The organism is Parageobacillus thermoglucosidasius (genome assembly GCF_001295365.1).
GTDB lineage: Bacteria > Bacillota > Bacilli > Bacillales > Anoxybacillaceae > Parageobacillus > Parageobacillus thermoglucosidasius.
Genome location: NZ_CP012712.1, coordinates 2,801,438 through 2,819,431 on the forward strand (window position 1 = coordinate 2,801,438; position 17,994 = coordinate 2,819,431).

Sequence of the window (17,994 nt, forward strand, 5' to 3'; positions counted from 1 at the left end):
GTACAAGTCGTTTTTTATGATACTTCTTCTGTCTGCAAATGATGATGATACAAATCGTAATAAAATCCTTTGGCTGCAAGCAGCGATTCGTGCGTGCCTTGTTCGATGATTTTCCCTTCATGCAAGACAAGAATGCGGTCCGCGTTTTGGACTGTATTGAGCCGGTGGGCAATGACAAAACATGTCCGGCCTTTCATCAGCCGTTCGAGTGCTTCCTGAATTTTCATTTCCGTGACTGTATCAATATTGCTCGTCGCCTCATCTAAAATTAAAATCGACGGGTTTGCTATCATCGCCCGGGCGATTGCCAACAGCTGTCTTTGGCCTTGGCTGATGCCGCCGCCATCTTGCTTTAACACCGTGTCATAACCGTTCGGCAGCTTCATAATAAACGAATGCGCATTTGCCCATTTTGCCGCTCGCTCCACTTCCTCATCACTCGCATCCAATTTTCCGTAGCGGATGTTATCGCGGATCGTCCCTTCAAACAAAAACGTATCTTGCAAAACAAACGCCATATGGGCGCGCAGGCTTGCGCGTTTAATCGAACGGCTATCGTGACCGTCAATGAAAATATGGCCGTGATCCGGATCATAAAAACGGGCGAGCAGTTGCAAAATCGTCGTTTTCCCCGCACCGGTCGGGCCGACGAGCGCCACGGTTTCACCTGGAGAAACGGAAAAGCTGACATCGCGGATGGCGTTTTGTTGTTTGTCATAGGAAAACACGACATGGTCAAATTCTACTTTCCCGTGTATGCGCTCAAGCGAGATCGCTCCTGTTTCATCCCGTTCTTCTTTTTCCATATCCAAAATTTCCAACACTCGCTCCGCGCCGGCCAATGCGGAAAGCAGCGTATTCCATTGGTTCGCCAAATCGTTTAACGGGCGGGTAAATTGGCGCGCATATTCGGCGAATACAACGATAACCCCAATCGAAATAATCCCTTTCAGCGCTAAAATACCGCCGACGCCAACAATAAGCGCGAAGCTTAAGTTGTTTAAAAAGTTCATTAGCTTCGGGATAAATCCCGAATACGTTTGCGCCCAAAATCCCGCTTGCTTCAATGTTTCATTTTTCTGCAAAAATTCGTCCATCATTCTTCGTTCTTGCGAAAACATTTTCACGATTTTTTGCCCGGAAATCACTTCTTCAATAAATCCATTCATTTCTCCCAAACAGCGCTGCTGCTCGCGGAACCGCTTTTGCGTGCGGTTAGTAATCCATCTCATCCCGATAAACATCAATGGGACAACAAGCAAAGTGACAAACGTTAAAAGCGGGCTTAGCCAAAGCATGACGCAAATCGCTCCGGCGAGCGTAAGCGTGCTTGATGCCACTTGAATGACTGTGCTGTTAAACGTTTGGCTCATATTTTCGATATCGTTTGTTATCCGGCTCATTAATTCCCCTTGTTGGCGCTTGTCAAAAAACGAAATCGGCAATTCATGAAAATGGCGGAACAGCCGCTGGCGGATGGCATAAATTGTTTTTTGGGAGACCTTAATCATCCAGTAGCTTTGCAAAAAAGTGGATGCAGAGAGCGCTGCATAAACAAAAAGAAGAAGCGCCACAACAAGAAAGAAGCCGTCCGTCTGTTTGGTGACAATGTAGGCATCAATCGTTCTTCCCACTACGTATGGACCAAGAAGGCTTAAGGAGGAACTAACGATCACCATTGCGATAACGGCGATAAGCCATCCTTTTTGCGGAGAAAGAAACGACCAAAGCCGTTTCAATGTTCCGATGTTGTCTTTTGCTTGCTGCTTTTGCCCGACAGCTGCCATTGGGCCATGTCTCGGTCGCAACATTATGTTCCCTTCTTTCCAAACTGCGATTCTACGATTTTTCGGTATATCTCACTCTTTTCGAGCAGCTCATCATGGCTGCCTTTTGCTAAAAGCTTTCCGTCATCAAGCAAGAAAATCGTATCTGCTTCCATCGCTGTTTGAATTTTTTGCGTCACAATCAATGTCGTGCACGTATACGCCTTTAACGCCCGCAGCAGTTTTGCTTCCGTTTTTAAATCTAAGGCGCTTGTACTATCATCGAGCAATAAAATTTTTGGCATTCCAACGAGCGCCCTCGCGATCGAAAGACGCTGTTTCTGCCCGCCGGACAAGTTCACCCCTCTCTGGCCAATGACCGTGTCATATCCATCCGGAAACTTCATAATCGTATCATGGATTTGCGCATGTTTCGCCGCTTGGATAATCTCTTCCATTGAAGCATGCTCGTTTCCGAAACGGATGTTTTCAGCAATCGTTCCGGAAAACAGCAATACTTCCTGTGGGACGAAACGGATGAATGCCCGCAGCTGTTCTTGCTTTATGTGTCGAACATCGACGCCATCGATCATCACCCGCCCGGCAACCGGATCATAAAGGCGGGGAATCAACTGAAGCAACGACGATTTCCCTGAACCGGTTGCACCTAAAATCGCCACTGTTTCATGAGGGTGAACGACAAATGAAATATCTTTCAAAACGAGAGCGCGGCTATTCGGATAACGGAATGACACATGTTCAAAGCGGACTTCTCCTTGTCCGGAAACTTTATCTGTTGCTTGCTGAGCATCTTCGACATCCACGTTCACGCGTAATACGTCAGCAACACGTTCCGCTGATGCTTTAGCGCGCGAAAATGCCATCGTAATAAAGGTAAACATCGATAATGCTGCCGTAATCCGGGTGGTATAATTGACAATGGCTACTACCTGCCCTGCCGTCGCGCTTCCTGATTGAACGTCGACGCGGCCGATGAAAAGAATGATGATAACCGCCACGTTCATCATCAACAATAATGCGGGAGTAATCGTTTCTACCAAACGCAATGCGCTGATCGTCCGTTCCATCAGCGCTTCGTTCTCCTTCATGAACCGCTTCTGCTCGTATGTTCCTCTCATCCATGCTTTAATGAGGCGCATTCCCGCCAAATTTTCGCGCATCACTCTGTTGACACGGTCGAGCGCTTGCTGCACAATCGAAAAAGACGCTGCCGCTTTTGTCATCATCCATAAAAGAAACGCGACCAATAGCGGAACGGTAACAGCGCACACAAGCGCCAGCTGAACGTGAACGGCAAAAGACATCACCACTCCAAACAAAACAAGAAGCGGCGCCCGCAAAGCAATGCGCAAACTCATAAACACCATGTTTTGTATTTGCGTCACATCGTTCGTCATTCTTGTGATAAGCGAAGCGGTCGGAAAACGTTCAAAATCGGCAAACGAAAACGATTGAATTTTTTCAAACAAACGCTTTCGCAGCAAAAACCCGTATTCTTGGCCGACGTAGGCGGCAGCAAATGAATTGGCAATCCCCGAAGCAAACGCTAAAAGCGAAGTGCCGAGCATGACCGCTCCCCATGTCCAAACGACAGAAAAGTTTTTCGCCATTACCCCATTGTCAATAATTTTCTCCATCAACAATGGCTGCCATAATTCCACTATCAGCTCAATGAACATAAGCAACCAAGCGGCGATCATCCATTTGCGGTACGATTTTAAGTAAGACAGTACTTGCTGCATCCTTTCACTCCCCCGCGCCTATGCTGTAACTTTTATTCTACTTGCAAAAAAACTATTTTACAATTTTTCGCTACTTAAAAAACAAATGCCGGGGGAGATGGCTTAGACAATCATCTCTCCTTGCGTTTTGTCAGCAAAAATCGGGGAAATGGTCAATCTCGTTTCCGCGCTTCCGTCCAAATTTGCATCAACGTTTTTTGATCTGCAATCACTTCAGGCGAAGACGCGAAAAATGGAATAATATCTTGCTCGCTCTCCACGATTGGAAATAATTTGTGGAATTTCGCAATCAACAACAGCTTTTCGATCGTTTTATTCGCAGAAACAGTGAAGATCACTTTCTTTTTTTTGGCAACTTCCTTTTTTAAAAAATGGATTAATAGCGCCAAACCGGTACTATCAATAAACAGGAGATTGCTGACGTCCATCACGACGACGTCCCCTTTTATTTCAGACAGCGCCATTTCAAGCATTTGCCTCGCCAGTTGTTGTGTATTGTAAACTAACTTCCCCTTCAACAATATTTTCCCAAATTGTTCTGACGATGCCATCTCCAATTCAAGAGTGGATATCCGACGATCCATTGCGCCCTCTCCTCATTCTCATCGCAATCGCGCATTTTCCGTTTTCTTGACGCTCCAACCACATCTCATCCATCACTTCTTTTATCAGCAAAAGTCCGCGCCCAGATTCCGCAAGTAACAAATCTTCAAGGCTTTCTTCCCCCATTCGTTCCAACTGTTTGCTCGGAATGCCGTCCCCTTCATCCACAACCGTAACAGTTACATCCTCTTCCGTGACCCGCAAAGATAATAAAAACGTCTTCTTTGCCGCATCTTTCCTCAATGTCTTTATCGCTTCCACCGAATTAATGACCGCTTCATGAACAGACAACACGAACATGTCGCAATCTTGAACCGAAAAAAACCGGGCAATTTGTTCCGCCAATAAATCGCAAAAATCAATGGCCTCCTCTGTCGCCACACATTGTATTGTCATTTCGTACATGGTTTCGCCCCTACTCTGACATGATTCCCTACAAGAGATGTTATTGAATCGTAATCGACAATAAACATATATCATCAGCAGGATTCACTGGCGACCGATCGTGATCGATCAACATGCGCAAAAATTGTTTATCTGGCAAATGACTGTACATTTTAGCATAACGGCGGATTTTATTCATGCTTTGCAAAATAGACGGGTCGATTTCCTCCAAAATCCCGTCTGTATATAAAAACAATCTTGTTCGCCGCCGATAACGAATAACCCCTTTTTCAAACGGAACGGAAAACGGACTACCGATCGCCAGCCCGCCTTTATCCAATTCAATGACTTCCCCATCTTCCGTAACTAACAGCCCAGCCGGATGACCGGCGTTCGTATATTCAATCTGCTTTTTTTTCGTATCGATGACTAAATAAATCATCGAAAATAAATATCTCAGTTCATTCGCATGGCTTGGGAATAAATTCCGCACATGATTTTCCAGCTCTATGGCAACATACACGGGGTCGATAACGCGCACAATCAACCCCCGCAACAGTGAGCGAAGCAGCATGCTGACAAGTGAAGAGGAAATGCCGTGTCCCATCACGTCAATAATAATGACGCCATAGCGATCATAATCGATTTGATAACACGCATACATGTCTCCTGATAAGTCATCAGACGGAATATAAATGGCGTCCATCGTCACCACGTCGTTTTGTATCGGAGGCGTTAATACGCTTTGCTGAATTTTTTTCGCAAGCTCCACTTGCTTCTTATACTCCATTTCCTTTTGCTTTTGCTTTGTGATATCGTCGACCATCATTATGTACCCCGTCACATTCCCTTCCGAATCAGTAACCGAAATGGCGGAATAAGCCACATCCACAAACGTTCCATCTTTGCGCCTTACCGTGCATTCCCCTGTTGCAACCCGCTCTTTTTCCCCTTCTCCTTTGAATGGATGAGAAAACAGCGCCATACGTGATGGCTGATCAGGAAATAACGAAATAAACTCCCGTCCGATGACTTCTTCGCGCTTCCAGCCGAACAACGTTTCCGCTGCATTTCCCCATTCTTTCACAGCCATATTTTTGCACAATGAAATGACCGCAATTGGAGCAGTTTGATAAATGGCTTGAAGCATATGTTCTGGTTCTGGCGAATGGATGGTTGTCTCAATGTTCGAAAACCGCCAAATGTAAAATTCATCCGCTGTACCTGTGAGCGCATAAACGGTTAATGTTTGCGCTAATTTCCGGTCGCCGCCGATATGATAATTGATCTTTCCTTCCCAATAGCCGTGTTCTAACACCGATTTCCATATGAATTCATACTGCTCGACATGATGTTCATCGGAAACAAGAAAATAAAACGACTGACCGATTAACTGTTCCTTGGAGTAACCAGTTAACGCTGCCGCCCCGTCATTTACCGCCACGATCACTTTATTCCGATCTGTAATGACAATTCCTTCGCCTGTGCGATGGCTGCATGTTTTCCCTATCGTCTGTAAATCTAGCTTCACTATTGTTCAACCCTTTTTCATAGTAATCTTTTTTCTTGCTCATTCAGCAAACATACACCACATGCCGCTTCATGACAAAAGGTCGCCTTTAAAAAAGGAGACCATTTTTTGAAAATAAAAATTTTTCTTTTTTATTACTTCGCTTATCATTCTTGTTTTCCTGCTTGTTATAAAAAAAGAATGCGTTTTTATTATTGTTTGAAAATGCGATGGCGAATGGCCGCAACAAGGAGCAAGCAAAGCGGGATGACGATCTGCAGCGGCACATGCATATAAATGGTGACAATTTTCAACCCTTCCTTAATATGTTCCGGATAGTTGCTCGCGATCGCGATGGACAACAGCAAAACCATCAGCCCGAGCGGGTATATGAGACGCTGATGGTTTTGCATGCGGAATACATCCGCCGTTCCGACGACCGCAGCATAAAAAAATATCGATATTTTAAAAAACCCGCCAATAATAAGGGCAATCATAAAAAAGACGTCAAGGCGCTCCAAAAAATTCGCAACGCGAATTCTTTGTATTGTGTCTAAAAGCGGAAATGTTGAGCGAACGACAGCATCCGTTCCTAGTACAGCAATATTGACCGTCATAATAATCGCTAAATTAATACCGCTTAACACCATGCCTGTTATCGCAGCTTGTTTCATTTTTCCCGGATTATTCATATATGGAAATAACATTGTAAATACAATCATTTCTCCAAATGGAACGTAAAGCGTCTCCGTAAACACGACTTTCCACACTCTTTCCCACCCTTCTTCCAAAACTGGTTGCAGCCGATGGATATCCACTAACCCTGCGGAAATGACCAATATAAACCCAGATACTGCAAGGAGATAAAGAAAGGTGAGAAACAACTCCCCCGTCCGCGCAATCACTTCAATTCCTTTATAGACACCATACATCACCGTCAACATCATAATCGAGTTTAAGAGAAAGAGCGGCGTTTCTGGATACGCAAATGTCAACAACAGCTCACCGAAATCTCGGAGCACGCGGGCAGCAACATAAAGAAAATAGACAACATATATAAATGCCAACACATTGCCGATCCAAGGTCCGGCAATGTGTTGTGCATATGTAGTCAATGGAGCATCCGGATAGTAGCGGTAAAGGCAGTAATAGATCAAAAACAACAATAAACCGAATGTTAAACCTAATAAAATCGCAAGCCAAACATCTTGTTTTGCCCCTATGCCAAGCGGAATAACGATAGCGCTTCCATGTTCAAACAAGACGATTAACACAAACAGTTGCCGCGCGTTTATTTTCACCGGTTCCAATTCTTTCACCGTCCTTATTATCCAAGTATGTACGGTTTAGTACGCAATCCCGTCCGGCGAATAAACGCATCTACCGTCACATTCACTTCTAAGTGCGGGAAAGTGCTTTCGTCCCAATCGTGTTTCATCTTTTTCCACTCACGCGGATACGAACGATAGACAACGTTCCCAAATCCGAAAATATCCGTTTTTTCTTCTTGCGCTTTTTCCACCGCTTGAATAACTTCGTTTTTTATCGTTTGTTCGATCTTTTTTTCTAACGCAAGAATTTGCATAGGATCGGTAAAGTCAACTGGGACAAGCGCTTCGCCGATATCTCCCTCTGCCTTAATGCGAATGGAAATCGACGGTTTTCCTCTTTTCATATGTGCTGCCACGCTTGTTTTAGCGCGAACGACTTCATAGGCCACTGCTTCTTTTCTTCGCTTCCATTCAACCGTAATGTCCGTCTGTTCAATTTTATCCATCACCCATAACACTCCTCGCGCTGTCTCGCCAAAAATCCATCCGGCCAGTTTGTCATTTTTAAACATAGCTATGCCATTAACATTTAATCGTGCATCAGGCTCAGAAGCTTGCACGTTCGCCTGCCTCTTCCCCTTTTTCACTCCTCCGACAATCTCAACGCCACTAATGGTCGGCGTTTTTCCCGATGAAGCGAGATCATTAATGACATCTCCAACACTGACATTCATCGTTTGCCCCCACGTTTTTTCAGAAAATCGTACTGTTTTTATAATTTGATTTGCCGGAATTTTATCAATGGGCGTTAATATTTTCAAAACATCTTCTGCGGAATGATGATGGGCGACCACCACCATCGCGGTCGTGCGAAATTGGCCGCTTCTTTCAAGCGCATCAAACAACCCGTTAATTCCTTCTTTTGCCACTTCCTCCCCAATCACCACTAAGTTTGTATGCGCATAGTATATAAGCCGTGATAGTTTTTTTGACGCTTTCCGGCTTGCCTCAATGAGATTATTTCCTGTTGCTTTGTAAATGGAAACCGGCACCCCACCGCTGCCTCCGCCTCGCTGTGTCGCCCCGGCAACATTTCCTGGGTTGACGACTTGAAATGTCATGACAAATTTTCCATCCTTCGTTTTATCAATTCCGACAGCGATGACAATCGCCAAATCAGTCAATTCTTTTTTGCTCCAGCATCCGGAAAGAATGACTGTACATAACAGCAGTGAAAAGATGATGGCTATTTTTCGTTTCATGACTGCTCTCCCTCTTTTTTTTCCTGGCGATTGGAAGCAGGCGGCTGAGGCCGTTGATGTTTCCCTTGGCGCGCAATATTTTTCTGGCTTATTAAACGGGGACGCTCCTTAAATACCCATGTTGGCAAACGGAAAAGCGTATCGCCCATATTGGACGGAATAAACGGAGCAAGCGGTGACATATACGGAACGCCAAAAGAACGAAGGCTGCACAAATGAAGCGTCATCATCAAAATGCCTATAATAATGCCGTAAAACCCAAACATAGCGGCGAGAAACATAAGCGCAAAACGGATAAGGCGCGCAGAAATCGCAATTGCAAACGAAGGAGTCGCAAAGCTGGCGATGGCCGTAATGGAAACGACAATCACCATCGCTGAGGAAACAAACCCGGCTTCTACCGCCGCCTGTCCGATGACAAGCGCTCCGACAATCGAAACGGCTTGGCCAACGGCGCGCGGCAAGCGCACACCTGCTTCCCGCAAAATTTCAAAAACTACTTCCATTACCAATGCTTCAACAAACGCTGGAAACGGAACCGACTCACGCTGGGCAGCAATCGCAATGACAAGTTGTGTCGGGATCATTTCTTGATGAAATGTCGTTGCCGCAATATAAATCGCCGGGGCAACAAGAGAAAGAAAGAAAATGAGAACACGCAAAAACCGCAGTGCCGTCGCAATATCAAACCGGGCGTAATAGTCTTCAACCGCTTGGAAAAATTGGATAAACAAAGCGGGCGCAACAAGCACAAACGGAGTCCCTTCAACAAATATCGCTACTCTCCCTTCCAAAAGATTTGCCGCTACCACATCCGGCCGTTCTGTATGATACAATGTTGGGAAAGTCGTAAATGTTTGGTCTTCGATTAATTGTTCAATATCTCCTGATTCGAGAACATTGTCAATTCGAATGCCACGGAGCCGTTTTTTGACTTCCTCCACAATGGCATCATTGGCAATTCCCTTCACATACATAATGGCAACATCTGTCTGTGTCACTTCGCCAATTTTCAACGTCTCCAGCCAAAGGTTCGGGTTCTTAATGCGGCGGCGAATAAGCGTAGTATTCATCCGTAGCGATTCCGTAAAGCCATCCCGCGGGCCGCGAATCGCCAGCTGTGTTTGCGGTTCTTGAATCGCCCGGGTTTCTCCGCCTTTTGTGCTCGCGCTTAAAGCAGACGGCAGCCCGTCAAGAAGAATGATCGTTTCCCCGGACGTAAGTGCTAAAAATAAATCAAACCAATGAGAAATGCGTTCGATTTCACCAACAGCAGCCAGCTTTTTCTCCACAAAGAAGAACGCGTCCTTTGGAGATAAGGAAATGGGAAATGTTGCTGCCATCAGCGGCTCAAGCAAAAATTGATACACATTTTTTTCATCGGCAAGCCCATCGATAAAAATGAGAGCGGCGCGAATTTCCCGTTCTTGTCCCATCGTAAAGCGGCGAATAACAACATCGGAACTGTTTCCAGTCGTCTGGCGAATAATGTCGAGATTAACGTCAAGCAGCGAATGAATCGGCTCGCGCGGAACGTCTTGCGCTTGGCCGCTTTGGTCACGTTCTTGTTGGGTTGGCGGTTCTTTTTGTTGCTTTTTTTCTTTTTGTTTTTTTTGCAATCCCCACTGAAACAGCATCGTTTTCGCCTCTCTCCAACTCGTTTACTTGCCATTATAGACAACGAACTAGGCTAATATACGATCAAAGAATGATTACAGCGCAGAAAACGAAAACTAAAGAAAAAAACAGAAGCGGGTGGATTTCATGAAACTAATAGGTATTTCGCTATTTATCGGCAGTGTTTTAATCAGCATTACCATTGGAATGGACATATTAATTGGCCTAACGTTGCCTCAATCGGCACAAAACGTCTTGAACCCGTTTCGTGCCATGGAAACGCCAGAAATGTTTATTCTATTTTTATTTTTATTAATATGGGCGGTCCATCTTTTAGCGTCCCTGCTAAAGCAAAAGAAAACGTAAAAAAGAGGCTGTCTCAAAAGGTCGTCTAAACCGACCTTTTGAGAGTAGCCTCTGTTTCTTTTTCTTACCATTTGGTTATTTATTCCTTTTTTGAGGCAGGAATTTCTCCTTATTTCCGAATTTTATCCTATTTTTTCCTTGTTGGGTCGGTCGTTGTGGCCCACTTTCTCAAATTGTGGGCAGCACAAACTAGACCCCACTCCAAGGTAATTTTTGGGAGGCCTCTCAATGAAAACCGATGAAATTGCTGATTATGCTTGATTTGCCCAAACACCGGCTCGTTTTCGATTTGCCGTCTTCGATATGTCGTCGCCCCTTCTTCCGTGGACAGCCGTTTCCGGATTTCTTGCCGTTGTTGTTGATTTTTCAAGGAAACGCGGATGGTTTTCGTGTCTTTGCCTTTGGCACATGCTGCTTGAAACGGGCATCCGGCACATGCTGTACAACGATACGTCCGTTTGACGATGACGTACCCGTTGTCGGTCGTTTCCTTCCGTTTATACACAAACACCAGCCGTTCCCCTTTCGCGCAAATCCACTCATCCAATTCCTCATCGTACGTCATGTTCTCGATTCGGCCGATCTCTTTCGCCCACGCTTTCGTTTGTTCCCGGTCCAATGTGTTGTACTTGATCAGCGCGACGATCTGCTTTTTCTCGCAGTACGTGTAGTTCTCCTCACTCCCATAGGCGGAATCCGCAATCGCTCGTTTAGGCATGGGACGCCCATAGGCGGCCAATTGCTCCAAATGTGAAATGAAGCATCCGGCATCCCCCGCCCGTTGATGCACGCTAAATCCAGTGATGAATTGGTTCTCTGTCCCTATCTGCACATTATATCCCGGTTTGAGCTGGCCGTTTTTCATATGGTCGTCTTTCATCCGCATAAACGTCGCATCGGGGTCCGTTTTCGAAAAACTGTTTCGTTCGCCTAACACTTTTTTGTATTCTTCATATTTTTTCTTACGGGGGAGAATGTCTTGTTCCAATTGCTGTTTTGCTTTCTTTAACGTGCGATTCTTCGGCTCTTTCTTTAGATGTTCTTCCACTTGTTCGATCACGGCTTCGATCTTTTCAGACGTGATCGGTGAAGCTTCCAGCTTTTCTTGAAAATCTCCTTCTTGTTCCGACTCTTCATCCTCTTTTACCACCTGTTCGATCGAGGCTACGATTTTCCGGAATTTCTCCTCCAACTTCTGATCGTACTTTTCCGTTGATTTGCGCCAAACGAACGTGTACTTGTTGGCGCTGGCCTCGATTTTCGTTCCATCCAGAAAGTAATCCTCTAGTTTGACCAACCCTTCTTGACGCAGAAGATCGACAATGGAGAAAAACGTTTCGTAAATGATGTCCTTCATCCGTTCCGACCGAAATCGGTTGATGGTGCGGAAATCCGGTGTTTGATGGCCGGATAGCCACATAAAATAAATGTTTTCTTTCAATTGCTTGGCGATTTGGCGAGAGGAATAGATCCGATTGGCGTAGGCATACAGGATGACTTTCAACATCATTTTCGGATGATAGGCTGGGCGGCCTCCGCCGGGATAGAGGGAAACGAGCAGAGCTGGATCCATTTTTTCCACGGCTAGATCCACGATCCGGCAAAGATGATGTTTGGGAATGAGAATTTCAAGATCCATTGGCAAAATGAGTTGATCTCGGTTATAATAAATGTACATAAGAAAACCGTCCTTTCTTGGTAGGGTTGTGGTGACTCTATTATACCAAAAAAGGAACGGTTTTCTTCTTTTTTTGCCCAAAAAAGTGCCCCAAAAGCGAACGCTATGCGAACACTTTTGGGACATCCTCTTTTTTGCCTCATCGTTTTTTGCTGATCCCATCAAGGCGGAGCAGCCGCAGCGAATTGAGCAATACGAGCAGCGTCGCCCCCATATCCGCAAAAATGGCCATCCACAATGTAAGCCAGCCAGGAACAATGAGAACGAGCGCCAACACTTTTAACAACAAGGCAACCGCGATGTTCTCTTGAATAATGCGCATTGCTTTTCGTCCTAACCGGATGACATACGGAAGCTTTTCAAGATCATCGCCAATTAAGACAACGTCCGCTGTTTCTAACGCCACATCGGTGCCAATATCCCCCATCGCAATGCCAACATCTGCCGCAGCAAGCGCGGGAGCGTCGTTGACACCATCGCCGACCATCGCGATGCGTCCTGATTGACGCTGCAGCGTTTGAATCGCCGTCCATTTTTCTTCTGGAAGCAATTCAGCGCGAATATCGGTAAGCGGAAGGGAAGAGGCAATGGCCCGCGCGGTCGTTTCGTGATCGCCGGTTAACATGATAGTTTGCGAGATTCCTAAGTTGCGTAATGTTTCTAGCACAGAAGCGGCATTTTCACGCAGTTGATCGGAAACGGCAATCATGCCAAGCACTTTTGTTTCATTTCCAAGCAACATGACTGTTTTTCCTTGTGTTTGTTCGCGGGCAATTTGCGCACGAATGTCTTCATGTATAGCCTCAGAGAACAAAGACGGTTTCCCAATATAATACATAACTCCATTCACACGGGCTGCCGCACCTTTGCCAGCCATAGCGCGAAACTCGCTTACTTGCAAATCGTCGGATGATATTTGCAATGCCTCTGCCTTGCGCAAAATGGCGGAAGCAAGCGGATGCTCCGACTGTTTCTCAATGGCTGCGGCGATTTTTAACAATTCCTTTTCATCCAAGTCGCTAAATGAATAAATATCAGCCACTTCCGGTATCCCTGTCGTTAACGTTCCTGTTTTATCAAATGCAATTGCCGATATCTTTCCGATTTCTTCTAAATACACCCCGCCTTTAATCAGCACCCCTTGCCGCGCCGCTTGTCCAATGGCAGTTACGATCGCTACCGGCGTGCTTATGACAAGAGCGCACGGACAGCCGACAACAAGCACCGTTAAGCCGCGGTAAACCCATGTCAGCCATTCTCCGCCAAGCCACAGCGGCGGCACAGTGGCAACAAACAAGGCGATCAGCATAATCGTTGGTGTATAGTAGCGGGCAAAGCGGTCGACAAACTGCTGGGTTGGCGCCCGCTCGGCCTGCGCTTCTTCGACAAGATGAATGATTTTCGCAATCGTTGTGTCTTCTACGCGCTTTGTCACCCGTACTTCAAGGGCGCCATCTTCGTTCATCGTTCCCGCATATACTTCATCGCCGACGTTTTTGGCGACTGGCATCGATTCGCCGGTAATCGCCGCTTCGTTAACCAACGACTCCCCGCGAAGCACAACGCCGTCCATCGCGATTTTTTGCCCCGGCTTCACAAGAATCGTATCGCCGACAACGACATCTTCCACATCCACTTCATACTCTTTGCCATCCCGAAGCACGGTCGCTTTTTTCGGAGCGATATCCATGAGCCGCTGAAGCGAACGGCGCGCCGTATCCATGGAATAGCGCTCGAGCGCTTCACTGATCGCAAACAGGAAGACGACAACCGCTCCTTCTTTCCATTCTCCGATGCACGCCGCCCCAATGACAGCGATCGTCATTAAAGTGTTCATATCAAATTGAAGCCGCACAAGATTGGCAAGTCCTGTTTTTAACAAAGAATAACCGCCAATGATGATGCTTGCCGCAAATAACAAAATGGTGGCAATATGCCGTTCCCCCATCGCATAAGCAGACACATAGCCAGCAAGAAGAAAGAAAGCCGATATCAGCGCGATGACGTTTGTTTTCTTTTTCCAAAACGGTTCTGCCTTTTGGTCTTTTCGCTCCGTTTCCGGAATAACGGCAATCCTGTCAAACGCTCCCGCTTTTTCAAGTTCTTCGATCGACGCTTCGCCGATGACCGTCAGTGTCGCCGCACCGAAATTGACTTTGGCATCTTTCACCGTCGCAATCGCCTTCACATTTTTTTCAAACGTTGCTGCGCAATTGGCGCATGAAAGTCCTTGAAGACGGTACACTTGTTTATTTTCCATCGCTTTCTTCCCCCTCTTTGCTGTGGACAAGCGCTAAAGCAACAAGCTGTTCGACATGGTCGTCTTTCAACGAATAAAACACCAGTTTTCCTTCTTTGCGATGCTTGGCAATGCCCATATCGCGCAAAAGCCGCAAATGGTGAGAAGCGGTCGCGACCGTGCAGCCGATAATCGTCGCAACATCACAGACGCACAGCTCTTTTTCAAGCATTAACGCATACGTAATTTTTAAGCGCGTCGCATCGGCGAGCGCTTTAAATAGCTGTTCCACCCCGTTAATTTCATTGATGCGCTGCCGGACAGCATCCACTTTTTCTGCATTAATGGAAAATACTTCACATACATCATTTGCCATTTTGCCACCTTCATTCAAATATTTGTTTGAATATAGTATATTTTTTCTGAATCAACGTGTCAATTTATTCAAACAACCATTTGAATATTTTTCAATTAAAAAAGGGAATCATTGCGATTCCCTTCTATTACTCCACACCCCCGCGGGCTTTTTCAAGCAGATGATGATCGTTGAGCCACTTTTCGACATGCGTATATGTTTCTTTCCACGACAGAGTAAAAGTATCACCATCGCTTTGCAAAAACTCGATATCCACCGCCCTTACTACTTTAGGGCTATCTAGCTCTAGCATTGTGCTTGCCGATTCTTCCATTAAATCAGCTTTTAACGCTTCCACAAATGAATCAATTTGCTGCGGCTCAATGATCGTCAATGTTTTATCGCCTGTCTCTAGATGGCGGAAGGTGACTTGGCGAATCGGCGAATATCCTTGATCGCGGAGCAATAAATAATAATTTTTCTTATACTCTTTTGATTCTAAAATCGGTTTATAATAGGAAAAATACGCTTTGCTTGGCACATTATACTGGCGGATCATCCGTTTGCCATCTTTTAGCACATAGCCGATCACCACTTGTCGCTGATCGGTTAACCGCGACGGTCTTGGCTGGTCTTTGATTAACTGCCGGTGAAATGCATAGACGGCGCGAATGTTCCCTTTTTCCTTTAAAAACTGGTTTTCTTGCTCAAACGACATGTACGAACGTTCACCATTGTTAATAAAATCATAGACGGAACTGCCAAAATAGACTTGGCGGACATCCTCAAGCGCTGGCAGCCGTTTTTCATATCCGGTGATATCAAGATGAAGCAAAAAGCCAATGGCCACCATCGCAGCGGCAAAATAAACATATCCTTTCCATTTATAAAAAACGCGCCACGTTTTCTCAATAACCATTTCAGCAATGAAAAAGCCCAACAATGAGAATGTGATATATCCGAACAAAATCCAAGCAAACTGATTTTGTGTAACACCGAAATAAAAACCGCCGAGAAGCATGGTGCAAAAAGCGACGCCGTACTTAAAGAGCGGGCGGAGCACCGGAAACGCCAGCGCCTGTGTCGCCGCTTCGCTAGGCCGTTTTTGGTACAGCCAAATCGCGAAAATAAGGAACAAAATGATCAAAAAAAGATACACAAGCGATTCCCCTGCTGTCAACGATTCTACACTGAGATTGAAATAGCGGTAAAAAGGTACGATTTCCTCTAAATTTTTTGATAAATAATAATCGGCCGAGAAACCAACTAATAAAAACGAAGTATTGGTCAATAACAAAACCGTGATGCTTGCCGGGAATAAAAACAAAATGTAAGTAAAGACGATTTGCAATGTCGACATGCCTGTCACCATGCCGACAAAAACAGAAGCGGCAAAAACAAACAGTTCCATAACGATCGTTTCCCACATCCAGCGGATGATGTCCCCAATCGTCAGCGGCACGGAAAGGCTTAATCCGTAGCGGCAAACGATGACAAGCAATGTAATAAGCACGATTGGCCCAATAATAAGCAACATTCCAAACACGGCCTGCTGGCAAAACAGCTCGGCCCGCTGGACAGGCAAACTATGCATAAAATCAGATGATTGTTTTCCTTGCATATAACGAAATAACAGTGCGGCCAATAACACTGGCAACGTAAAAACGATCATCGTTTGAAACGGTGCGGAAATGCTGTATAAGCTTTCCCATTCCGGATAGTGTCCACTGTCTTCCTGCTGGGAGTAAGCCATCAATAATTGCAGCGGAATGGCGGCAAACCACAGCAAGAAATGCACGATGCCTATCCAGCTGACGCTGCGAAGATTTTGCACTAAAATCCCGCGATTAAACGATAATATTTTCAATGGCATAGCCGGCATCCCCCATTTCGTAAATGAAAATTTCTTCAAGCGTAAGCGGCAAGATATCAAAAATAAGCGGCTGAAACGGCTGAATATGGGAAATAATTTCTTGCTTTTCGCCGCGCACAATAAGAAGCAGGACGCTGCCGCGCTCCTCTTTGTAAACGATATTAAGCTGCTCGGCAAATTGCTTTGGAATTCCATTGCGAAAAGCAACTTGAATTTTATGGATATCGGTTTTCATCACATCCAGTTCTTTTTCAAACAGCATTTCACCGCTGTGTAAAACGCCGATGCAGTCGCAAAGATCTTCCATCTCCCGCAGGTTATGCGAAGAAATGACCACTGTCATTTCCCGCTCAGCAACTTCTTGAACAATAATGTTTTTTACTTTTTGCCGAATGACGGCATCGAGTCCATCCAGCGGCTCATCCATGATAAGCACGTCCGGCATTGTGGAAAAGGCGAGCCAAAACGCGGCCTGGCGCTGCATTCCCTTCGAAAACTGATGAATTTTTTTGCGCGGGTCAAGCAAAAATAGTTCTTGTAATTTCGTAAACCGCTCCCGATGAAAGGACGGATAGATGCTTTCGTAGAACGCAGCCATTTGCTCGATTGTCGTGTTCGGAAAAAAGTATACGTGATCCGGCAAAAACAAGATTCGCTGTTTTATTCTTGGATTTTCCCATACCTCTTCCCCGTCAATGAGCACCGTGCCGTGATCAGGACGAATAATCCCGGCCATCATCTTCAGCAATGTCGTTTTCCCGGCGCCATTGGAGCCAAGCAGTCCGTAAATTCTTCCTTTTTGCACCGTCATATTCACTCCGTGAACCGCTTGAAAACGGTCAAACGTTTTTGTGACATTCGTCAAATGAATCATTTGTTTTTCCTCCTCTCTCCCCTTGTTCCGCTTGTTCGATCCATTGCAACACTTCTTCTTTTGCCACCCCTAAAAAAAGCGCTTCAGCAGCCAGACGGACGATATCGCGGCGAATCGCTTCGATTTTTTCCTCGCTTGCTGTTTTTGGCTGCGGAGAAACGAAGTTGCCCTTTCCCGGAATCGAATAAATAAACCCTTGGTGTTCTAATTCCCGATACGCTTTTTGAATTGTGTTCGGGTTGATCGTCAACTGTTTGGCAAGCATGCGCACCGATGGCAGCTGTTCATTGGGTTTCCATATTTCGTGGATGATCATTTCTTTCATTTTTTCGACAAGCTGTTCGTAAATCGGCTGGCGGCTGCGGAAATCTAGCTCAAACATACCCCCTCCTCCTTTCATTATCTGTACCAACCGTACTATTAATAATAGTAC

15 protein-coding genes are annotated in these 17,994 nt (G+C 45.6%); 1 reads left to right on the plus strand and 14 read right to left on the minus strand.

All coding sequences use genetic code 11. The features are described from left to right. Positions 1 to 14: 14 nt before the first annotated feature. From AOT13_RS13740 to AOT13_RS13775, 8 genes are all read right to left on the minus strand, one after another. Entirely contained in the window at positions 15 to 1,811 is a 1,797-nt protein-coding gene (locus AOT13_RS13740; protein ID WP_013400726.1) for an ABC transporter ATP-binding protein, read from the minus strand. Further along, positions 1,811 to 3,529 carry an ABC transporter ATP-binding protein gene (locus AOT13_RS13745; RefSeq protein WP_042385224.1) on the minus strand — a complete coding sequence of 573 codons (1,719 nt, stop codon included), beginning with the start codon at positions 3,527 to 3,529 and terminating at the stop codon, positions 1,811 to 1,813. The genes AOT13_RS13740 and AOT13_RS13745 overlap by 1 nt, the downstream gene beginning before the upstream one ends. 152 nt (positions 3,530 to 3,681) lie before the next feature. Further along, on the minus strand, positions 3,682 to 4,113 hold the full coding sequence (locus AOT13_RS13750) for an STAS domain-containing protein (protein ID WP_003250174.1): 432 nt from the start codon (positions 4,111 to 4,113) through the stop codon (positions 3,682 to 3,684). Continuing rightward, entirely contained in the window at positions 4,088 to 4,537 is a 450-nt protein-coding gene (locus tag AOT13_RS13755; protein WP_042385221.1) for an ATP-binding protein, read from the minus strand. Before AOT13_RS13755 ends, AOT13_RS13750 begins: the two co-directional genes overlap by 26 nt. Positions 4,538 to 4,577: 40 nt before the next feature. Next, complete coding sequence (locus AOT13_RS13760; RefSeq protein ID WP_003250172.1) at positions 4,578 to 6,047, minus strand: SpoIIE family protein phosphatase; 1,470 nt, start codon at positions 6,045 to 6,047, stop codon at positions 4,578 to 4,580. A gap of 191 nt (positions 6,048 to 6,238) precedes the next feature. Continuing rightward, positions 6,239 to 7,336: a GerAB/ArcD/ProY family transporter gene (locus AOT13_RS13765; protein WP_042385296.1), complete on the minus strand. Its 1,098-nt coding sequence runs from the start codon at positions 7,334 to 7,336 to the stop codon at positions 6,239 to 6,241. A gap of 17 nt (positions 7,337 to 7,353) precedes the next feature. Beyond that, positions 7,354 to 8,559, minus strand: a complete 1,206-nt coding sequence (locus AOT13_RS13770) for a Ger(x)C family spore germination protein (RefSeq protein WP_042385218.1) — start codon at positions 8,557 to 8,559, stop codon at positions 7,354 to 7,356. Beyond that, a complete protein-coding gene (locus AOT13_RS13775) occupies positions 8,556 to 10,196 on the minus strand; it encodes a spore germination protein (protein WP_013400721.1) in 1,641 nt (546 codons plus the stop codon). Before AOT13_RS13775 ends, AOT13_RS13770 begins: the two co-directional genes overlap by 4 nt. Positions 10,197 to 10,323: 127 nt before the next feature. On the opposite strand from AOT13_RS13775, the gene AOT13_RS13780 reads away from it, so the two are divergent. Continuing rightward, the gene (locus AOT13_RS13780) at positions 10,324 to 10,542 is read left to right on the plus strand and encodes a YczF family membrane protein (RefSeq protein WP_013400720.1); all 219 of its coding nucleotides are present in this window, start codon (positions 10,324 to 10,326) and stop codon (positions 10,540 to 10,542) included. Positions 10,543 to 10,669: 127 nt separating this feature from the next. On the opposite strand, the gene AOT13_RS13785 is transcribed toward AOT13_RS13780, so the two are convergent. The 6 genes from AOT13_RS13785 to AOT13_RS13810 form a co-directional block, all read right to left on the minus strand. Further along, the gene (locus AOT13_RS13785; protein ID WP_060678127.1) at positions 10,670 to 12,220 is read right to left on the minus strand and encodes an IS1182 family transposase; all 1,551 of its coding nucleotides are present in this window, start codon (positions 12,218 to 12,220) and stop codon (positions 10,670 to 10,672) included. A 139-nt stretch (positions 12,221 to 12,359) separates the two neighbouring features. Further along, a complete protein-coding gene (locus AOT13_RS13790; RefSeq protein ID WP_013400719.1) occupies positions 12,360 to 14,480 on the minus strand; it encodes a heavy metal translocating P-type ATPase in 2,121 nt (706 codons plus the stop codon). After that, complete coding sequence (locus tag AOT13_RS13795; RefSeq protein WP_013400718.1) at positions 14,470 to 14,835, minus strand: ArsR/SmtB family transcription factor; 366 nt, start codon at positions 14,833 to 14,835, stop codon at positions 14,470 to 14,472. Before AOT13_RS13795 ends, AOT13_RS13790 begins: the two co-directional genes overlap by 11 nt. A 127-nt stretch (positions 14,836 to 14,962) precedes the next feature. Next, entirely contained in the window at positions 14,963 to 16,687 is a 1,725-nt protein-coding gene (locus tag AOT13_RS13800; protein WP_013400717.1) for a DUF6449 domain-containing protein, read from the minus strand. Next, positions 16,662 to 17,561, minus strand: a complete 900-nt coding sequence (locus tag AOT13_RS13805) for an ABC transporter ATP-binding protein (protein ID WP_003250161.1) — start codon at positions 17,559 to 17,561, stop codon at positions 16,662 to 16,664. Before AOT13_RS13805 ends, AOT13_RS13800 begins: the two co-directional genes overlap by 26 nt. Further along, on the minus strand, positions 17,527 to 17,943 hold the full coding sequence (locus tag AOT13_RS13810; protein ID WP_013400716.1) for a GntR family transcriptional regulator: 417 nt from the start codon (positions 17,941 to 17,943) through the stop codon (positions 17,527 to 17,529). The genes AOT13_RS13805 and AOT13_RS13810 overlap by 35 nt, the downstream gene beginning before the upstream one ends. Positions 17,944 to 17,994 lie beyond the last annotated feature (51 nt).

Coding starts and splice junctions, on each gene's coding strand:
- AOT13_RS13740 (WP_013400726.1), bottom strand. CDS start 1,811: ATGTTGCGACCGAGACATGGCCCAATGGCAGCTGTCGGGCAAAAGCAG.
- AOT13_RS13745 (WP_042385224.1), bottom strand. CDS start 3,529: ATGCAGCAAGTACTGTCTTACTTAAAATCGTACCGCAAATGGATGATC.
- AOT13_RS13750 (WP_003250174.1), bottom strand. CDS start 4,113: ATGGATCGTCGGATATCCACTCTTGAATTGGAGATGGCATCGTCAGAA.
- AOT13_RS13755 (WP_042385221.1), bottom strand. CDS start 4,537: ATGTACGAAATGACAATACAATGTGTGGCGACAGAGGAGGCCATTGAT.
- AOT13_RS13770 (WP_042385218.1), bottom strand. CDS start 8,559: ATGAAACGAAAAATAGCCATCATCTTTTCACTGCTGTTATGTACAGTC.
- AOT13_RS13775 (WP_013400721.1), bottom strand. CDS start 10,196: ATGCTGTTTCAGTGGGGATTGCAAAAAAAACAAAAAGAAAAAAAGCAA.
- AOT13_RS13780 (WP_013400720.1), top strand. CDS start 10,324: ATGAAACTAATAGGTATTTCGCTATTTATCGGCAGTGTTTTAATCAGC.
- AOT13_RS13785 (WP_060678127.1), bottom strand. CDS start 12,220: ATGTACATTTATTATAACCGAGATCAACTCATTTTGCCAATGGATCTT.
- AOT13_RS13790 (WP_013400719.1), bottom strand. CDS start 14,480: ATGGAAAATAAACAAGTGTACCGTCTTCAAGGACTTTCATGCGCCAAT.
- AOT13_RS13795 (WP_013400718.1), bottom strand. CDS start 14,835: ATGGCAAATGATGTATGTGAAGTATTTTCCATTAATGCAGAAAAAGTG.
- AOT13_RS13800 (WP_013400717.1), bottom strand. CDS start 16,687: ATGCCATTGAAAATATTATCGTTTAATCGCGGGATTTTAGTGCAAAAT.
- AOT13_RS13805 (WP_003250161.1), bottom strand. CDS start 17,561: ATGATTCATTTGACGAATGTCACAAAAACGTTTGACCGTTTTCAAGCG.
- AOT13_RS13810 (WP_013400716.1), bottom strand. CDS start 17,943: ATGTTTGAGCTAGATTTCCGCAGCCGCCAGCCGATTTACGAACAGCTT.